Source organism: Polaribacter sp. BAL334 (genome assembly GCF_015767435.1).
Lineage (GTDB): Bacteria > Bacteroidota > Bacteroidia > Flavobacteriales > Flavobacteriaceae > Polaribacter.
Genome location: NZ_JADWOV010000210.1, coordinates 1 through 316, shown reverse-complemented (window position 1 = coordinate 316; position 316 = coordinate 1). Strand labels below are relative to the sequence as shown.

The following is a 316-nucleotide window of genomic DNA, read 5'->3' as shown; positions in this document are numbered from 1 at the left end:
GAAAATTAGAAGAATCTTTATCTCTTAGCAATTATACTGGAATTGTAAGTTTAGACAAAACAGCTTATTTTGCGGGTGAAAAAGTTACCGGAAAAGTAGTTTTAGGTCGTTATGATGCTACTTTAGTTCCTAATAAAGTTATTTTAAATGGCGCAGATGTTACGAATACTGTTAAAGATGGTCAAGTACTTTTAAATATGCCTGCAGGAAATGTGGGTGAAAAAACGATCAAAGGGACAATTTTCTTTATGGAAAATGGAGTACCAATTCCTGTTGATTTTGCAAGTGCTTATTCTGTAATTCCAGAGCCAAGTAG

The 316-nt window shown here is 33.5% G+C and carries 1 pseudogene; it reads left to right on the top strand.

From position 1 onward, the window contains the following. A pseudogene (locus tag IU405_RS01890) lies at nucleotides 1–316 on the top strand (gliding motility protein GldM); the annotation flags it as partial.